The 5,622-nt window shown below is 53.1% G+C and carries 4 protein-coding genes and 2 pseudogenes; 3 read left to right on the top strand and 3 right to left on the bottom strand.

Translation table 11 applies throughout. From position 1 onward, the window contains the following. Positions 1-109 precede the first annotated feature (109 nt). The 3 genes and pseudogenes from ACZYSM_RS28795 to ACZYSM_RS28785 form a co-directional block, all read left to right on the top strand. A pseudogene (locus ACZYSM_RS28795) lies at positions 110-1,492 on the top strand (DUF927 domain-containing protein); the annotation flags it as partial. A 365-nt stretch (positions 1,493-1,857) separates the two neighbouring features. After that, a complete protein-coding gene (locus ACZYSM_RS28790) occupies positions 1,858-2,172 on the top strand; it encodes a hypothetical protein (protein ID WP_489077025.1) in 315 nt (104 codons plus the stop codon). Positions 2,173-2,278: 106 nt separating this feature from the next. Then, positions 2,279-2,905: a hypothetical protein gene (locus ACZYSM_RS28785; RefSeq protein WP_489077023.1), complete on the top strand. Its 627-nt coding sequence runs from the start codon at positions 2,279-2,281 to the stop codon at positions 2,903-2,905. A gap of 167 nt (positions 2,906-3,072) precedes the next feature. Here ACZYSM_RS28785 and ACZYSM_RS28780 read toward each other — a convergent pair whose 3' ends face one another. The 3 genes and pseudogenes from ACZYSM_RS28780 to ACZYSM_RS28770 form a co-directional block, all read right to left on the bottom strand. Continuing rightward, positions 3,073-3,666, bottom strand: a complete 594-nt coding sequence (locus ACZYSM_RS28780; protein WP_489077021.1) for a hypothetical protein — start codon at positions 3,664-3,666, stop codon at positions 3,073-3,075. A gap of 222 nt (positions 3,667-3,888) precedes the next feature. Continuing rightward, entirely contained in the window at positions 3,889-4,302 is a 414-nt protein-coding gene (locus tag ACZYSM_RS28775; RefSeq protein WP_489077019.1) for a hypothetical protein, read from the bottom strand. Positions 4,303-4,306: 4 nt separating this feature from the next. Beyond that, a pseudogene (locus ACZYSM_RS28770) lies at positions 4,307-5,622 on the bottom strand (hypothetical protein); the annotation flags it as partial.

Here is a 5,622-nt window from a genome sequence, read left to right as displayed (position 1 = left end):
CTCAGTTCAATTTGTTCGTCTTCACTGAGCACGATGTCCTGAGAGTTCATGTGATCACTCCAAGTACTGACTGACCACAGAAGCATAGCTCAGGCTAGAAACTTATTTAAGAGACAGGACACTAGAGCAGCGCCCCGCCGAAGTGTTCGCCACCACCTCCCGACCGGGCTGGCATGAATCGGGGGCATTCGTGCTGCCAGGCCGCACCATTGGCAGTGACAAGGTGCGCTATCAGGCCGGCGGCAAGGGGCAGAACCTATTCAGCCTGCGCGGCGACCTGGAACATTGGAAAACCGAGGTTGCGGCCAAGTGCGGAGGCAACCCGGTGCTGACCTTGGCTGTCGGCTGCGCCCTGGCCGGCCCGCTTCTGAGTCTAGTGGGCGTGCTGGGCGGTGGCGTTCACCTGGTGGGCGACAGTTCTACCGGCAAGTCCCTGGCGCAGCTGATCGGCTCATCGGTGTGGGGCGATCCCAGCATCTTTGCTGCGTCGTGGGACATGACCAAGGGCGGTTTGGAGATTGAGGCCTCGGGCCGCAATGACACCCTGCTGCCCCTGGACGAGATCAAGCGCGCCGACCCCAAGCGCGTGCAGGAAATGGCCTACTCACTGGCGAACGGCCAGGGAAAAGGCACCATGACCCGTGAGCGCGAGGGGCGAGCCAAGCTGAGCTGGCGCCTGCTGACCCTGTCCAGTGGCGAGCGCTCCCTATCCGAACACGCCGCCATCGGCGGCAATGCGGCCCACGCTGGCGCTGAGTTGCGCATGGTCGACGTGAACGCCGGTACTCGTACCCACCGGGCCTTCGATGAATTGCACGGCCTTGCGGGAGCGGACTTCCACCGCCTTCTGACCGTTGCTGTCGGCGCTCACCACGGGCATATCGGGCCAGCATTCGTGAAAAAGCTGCTCTCCAGCGATGACCGCACCGGACTGCTGGAAGACTTCGCCGGTATCCGCGCCCAGTTCATTGAGGACAACGCCCAAGCCGGACGGGTGGCGGATCGCTTCGCCGTCATCGCGCTGGCGGGGGAAATGGCTATCGCCTATGACCTACTGCCTTGGGCGCCGGGTAGCGCCCTTGTTGACTGCCAGTTGCTGTATAGCGAATGGCTGAGCCGTGTGGGCAGTGGCAATGCCGAAGATCGCCAGATCCTGTCCGGCATCATGGACTTTATCGACAAGCACGGCAGTAGCCGCTTCTCCGATGTGAACGACCAGACGCCCGATACCAAGGTGTTCAACCGGGCCGGCTACTGGGAGTTGTCCATGGGCAAACGACTGTACCTGTTCAATAAGTCGGCGCTGGTAGAGGCCGCTCATGGTCATGGCCTGTCCCGCGTAATCAAGGCTCTTGAAGGTGCAGGGGTTCTGGCAAAGCGAGACGCGGATCGTAAGCGCGGCACCAAAAACTACCGCCTTCCTGGTGGTGGTCAAGCACGCCTGTATGTCGTCGATCCAGAAGCCCTGGACATGGAAGGTAGCGGCGTATGAACGGCACCCAAACACCGCTTTCCCGAATTGCCCGAGTTCACAGGAACCTAGAATCAGTGGCAACGGTGGCAACAGTGGCAACAGTGGCAACGGCCTTGCTGGGGAGGGCTCTCAGCCGTTGCCACCCTATAAAAAAAGTGGCAACAAGTGGCAACACACACATAAGTTTCAATATAAGAGAGATTATCGACCATTGCTTTTGGTTATCACTGTTGCCACAAAAAAACGAGTGGCAACAAATTGGCAACAAAATAAACACCTGGAGGCCACGGTTTACGGGTGTGTTGCCAACGTTGCCACTGTTGCCACGTTTTTTGAATTCACAGGAACATGTGTATGTGAGCAATCAGGGCCGGGGGGACGTTATGAGCCTCCTTTCCGGCCTGCTCGACAACATGCCGCCGACCATTGCTGGCGCCGACAAATCGACCATGGTGAATCGCTCCCCGGATCATCCGCGCCTGACGCTGATCAGTTGTGTCGAGCACACCGCTCAATTACCGGCAAGCACTTACACCAATGCCGCCAACGCAACGCCTGACTGGCGCTACGCCCGTGACCAATACGTCAGCCATCTTATGGTGTGTCGTTCCTGCTGCGCGCCCACCGGCCGCCACTGTGCTGCTGGCGCTGATCTGCGCGCCACCTATGACTGCATACCTATGGAGTCGCACCAATGACTGGAGGGCTCAATTCCGCATCCCTGTCGGTGCCGAACAATGAAACAGGGGGTTTCAGATGGGGGGTATGCATGGGTCCCTCCTAGAGCTTTTGACATCGAGGGCATTGCGCACCGCGCTGTTTCGCCAGCTAAAAAATTTTGAAATTTGGGTAACAGGTAACAGAGGTGAACCAATGAATCAGTCAGATTTTGCCAAGCTTCACGGCGTCTCAAGAAAAACCGTAACACTCTGGAAGGCACGTGGCTGGCTGGTTTCAGCGAAAGGTGTGATTGATGTGGAGGCGTCAAACGCTCAAGTCGAGCGCTATCGAAAATCTGTTACCCATCCGAAAAAAACCGGCCAGGGTAACGGATTGGGTAACAAGGGTAACTCGTTACCTAAGTTGTTACCCAACACGTCCGACGACGAAACGCCGGAGCAAACGGCAACGCGAATTCTTGGCACCAAAGGCGCCACCATGTCCCTGGATGAAGCCCGCCGCATGAAGGAAAACTACCTCGCCCTGCTCCACCAACTGGACTACGACCAGAAATCCGGCCTGGTTGTGCTGGTGTCGGATGTAGCCACAGCAGTCGGCAAAGAATACTCACAAGTGCGTACGCGCTTGCTGGCCATCCCCGCCGAGCAGGCCCCTCGCATTCACCGACTCAAGACGGTGACCGAGGTGCAAGACGTATTGCAGGAGTTGATCACGGAAGCCCTTGAGGAGCTGACCAGCGACGGAGGTTGAGCTCGGTAGTGAGTGAGGGCGATGGGACCGCTCGGTTGCGTTTGAAATCGCGGCAAGTCAAGAGTGTCTCCGAGACTGATTTTGACTTGCTCGCGGATAGCGCAGTGGAAAAGTTTCACTTCGAAGCTGGCTATAAACATCAGTACACATGATAGATACCGAAGCATTTATGGGTAATGTTTTTTAAGATACGTCTTTATAGATACAGCGTTTTTATATGCAAACGATTGTTCTTCGCCTTCTTGATATCCATCAATGCCACTCAAGCGTCTATCAGAGGCAATTAGCTTATTAGCAACTAATTTATCGCCTGCGCCTTTTTCGTAGGCATACACCTGATAAAGGTTCCCGTAAGTGCCACCCCCCCTGCTCGATAGGGCCCATAAAACTAATACGAGTACATTTTTCTTGCTCGCGACAGGATAAAAGAATACCGACTCCACCCGCGGATTAGATCCTGCAACGTCATATTTATCCACCAACGCTCTACTTTTAACACCGTCAGCCTTCGTCACATCCGATACCAGCGACAGAGGAAACTCTGCATCAGCTGTATTTAAAATTGATAATTCACCACCATTAACAACTGTCGTTCTGTACGGCCCCTGAACTATTCTCCCTTGTACATATTGTTCTTCATGCTGAGCAAAACTTAATTCCGTCACAAACGACAACAAAACAAACAAAGTAACTCGAAGCATCTTGATACCTACATTGAAATTCTCATTCTGATGCTCGACCCCTCCATGTACTTGAGGCATATTCATAAATCGGCGATTTGCAGGTTTTGGTCTAGCTCAGTCGCCAGATGAAAAAATCAACTTCGGAACTGACGCTATATACCCCGAATTCCGGTGTGTTGGCGGGTGTACAATTTTCTTATGCCTTGGTGGATGGAAGGCGCCGAGGAAGCCCCCTAAAGAGAGGGAAGACATAAACGAAGAAGACCCACCGCAAGTGAGCCTAAGCCGTTGTGCGTATAACTACTTGCCTTTCAAGTTAGAGCATGTGAGATCTTTTATTGTCGATCCTGCAACAGGAATAATACAAGCATGAACCTCATCCTCGCTTAGCGCTAACGGAGTAAGGCTCAAATTGACGTGAATGCCATCACTGGCAAATGAGACTTTCTCAAAAGCAGCATAGCTGAAGTCCTTCAATAGTGATTTCGAGCCGTAGCTGCAAAAATTCCTTTCAGAAATCAATGCCCACTGTTTATTAGGATCTAGGACTTGAACATCTAGGCAAGGCGATTCAAACACTTTGACATATCTAACAACCACATCACCTAGACGAGCGGTTTGTATTTCTGACGCCTTTTCATAATCAGCGGCCCACAACATGCCTGGCGCGAAAAACAATGAAACAAAAGCAATTGCTGATAAAATCTTAATCATTTTACTACCTCAAGTAATTAGCGCGCCTATTAAACCTGTCACCAGGAACATTCGTCCAATTCGCAGAATCATTTATTACCGCCTTGAACGCTGAGTAATTGTTTGTGACGAAGTGGTGCTGCAGCAACCTTCTAGAACTAGTTATGTAATCTCCGCGATAGATCAAGTCAATAACCACATCTTGAATCTTTGGATCTATCGACTCCCAGGTCAGGGAGCCATAGGCCTTCACGGTGTCGTCTTTTTCAGAAATCTCAATAACTCGCGCCTTCATAAACTCATAAACAGGCACAAATAATTGGTGCTGCTGCTTCCTTGTTATAACGGTTTTCCTGATTTCGGGGGCCGCATTGTTTAGATAAGTCCTAGCAGCACTGCCGCTTAAACCCTTTGAGCCTATGAGCCAACTGAGTAACGGCTCTGCGATACCCACTGCTGCGAGATCGCTTTCAGGATTTGGTCTCTGCCCAAGATCGTATCCACGACCAATTGTTACACCAGAGACGCCGCCCGGCCAGTGAGCCACCCGACTAAAGTATCGATGGAAAGAGCTATTGGGGTCTTCAATATCATTACCCTCGACATCAAACGTTAGCTGCCCAAACGGGACTTTTAACCATTTCAAATCATTGTCGTCACTTACGGCAGAGAAATCCCCCACCAACCCCACCGGATGAAAGTGATACACCTGCCCATCTACCGGCAATCCAACTTTCGCCGCCACTTCATTCCACCAACTTATCTGCTTGATCCGCTCTTTCTCCGCCACCCAGTTCTGGTGCGGGGTCGAACCGCTATGGCCCAGTACATCGTCCAGCGCATCCCACTTCTGCGACGTGTGGTGCCACTCGCTTTCGTAATAGATGATCAGTTGCGAAAGCGACTGTGCGTAGGCCGGAATGCTGATCGCGGCTTTCAGCTCTTCAGCGGTTATGGTTCCAACATGGTTACGCTTGATGATGTCGTGCAGACGAGTCTTCATCGCCCCCTTGTCCGATGCATCCGCCAAAGCACCATGGCGTTCGAGTTGCTCGTCACTGAAGCGCTTAACAGCGCGAAGAAAAGAAGCTAACGCTTGCCGTGGGGTGTCGTAGTTGAAAATCACGCCGTAGCCCTCCCATGACCAGGGACTGACCCAAGGCGTGACGCCCACTTCTTCGCGCACCCAGCCGTCGAGCAGCGTATTATCTGCCTCATTGAGCAACCCTTGAAGGCGGTACCAGTTGCAGGCTTTGCGCTCACTCGTAGCCGGGATAGCGATTTTGCTCTCGGCAGACAAGCCATCGAGCAAACTCTTGGGAACCAAGAGGTCGGTAGCAC

Source organism: Pseudomonas sp. F220, from assembly GCF_057813935.1.
This window is presented reverse-complemented; position numbering and strand designations above follow the sequence as displayed.

What these genes read in the sequence shown, in the direction of transcription:
- ACZYSM_RS28790 (WP_489077025.1), top strand. Translation starts at nt 1,858, where the DNA reads ATGAGCCTCCTTTCCGGCCTGCTCGACAACATGCCGCCGACCATTGCT.
- ACZYSM_RS28780 (WP_489077021.1), bottom strand. Translation starts at nt 3,666, where the DNA reads ATGCCTCAAGTACATGGAGGGGTCGAGCATCAGAATGAGAATTTCAAT.
- ACZYSM_RS28775 (WP_489077019.1), bottom strand. Translation starts at nt 4,302, where the DNA reads ATGATTAAGATTTTATCAGCAATTGCTTTTGTTTCATTGTTTTTCGCG.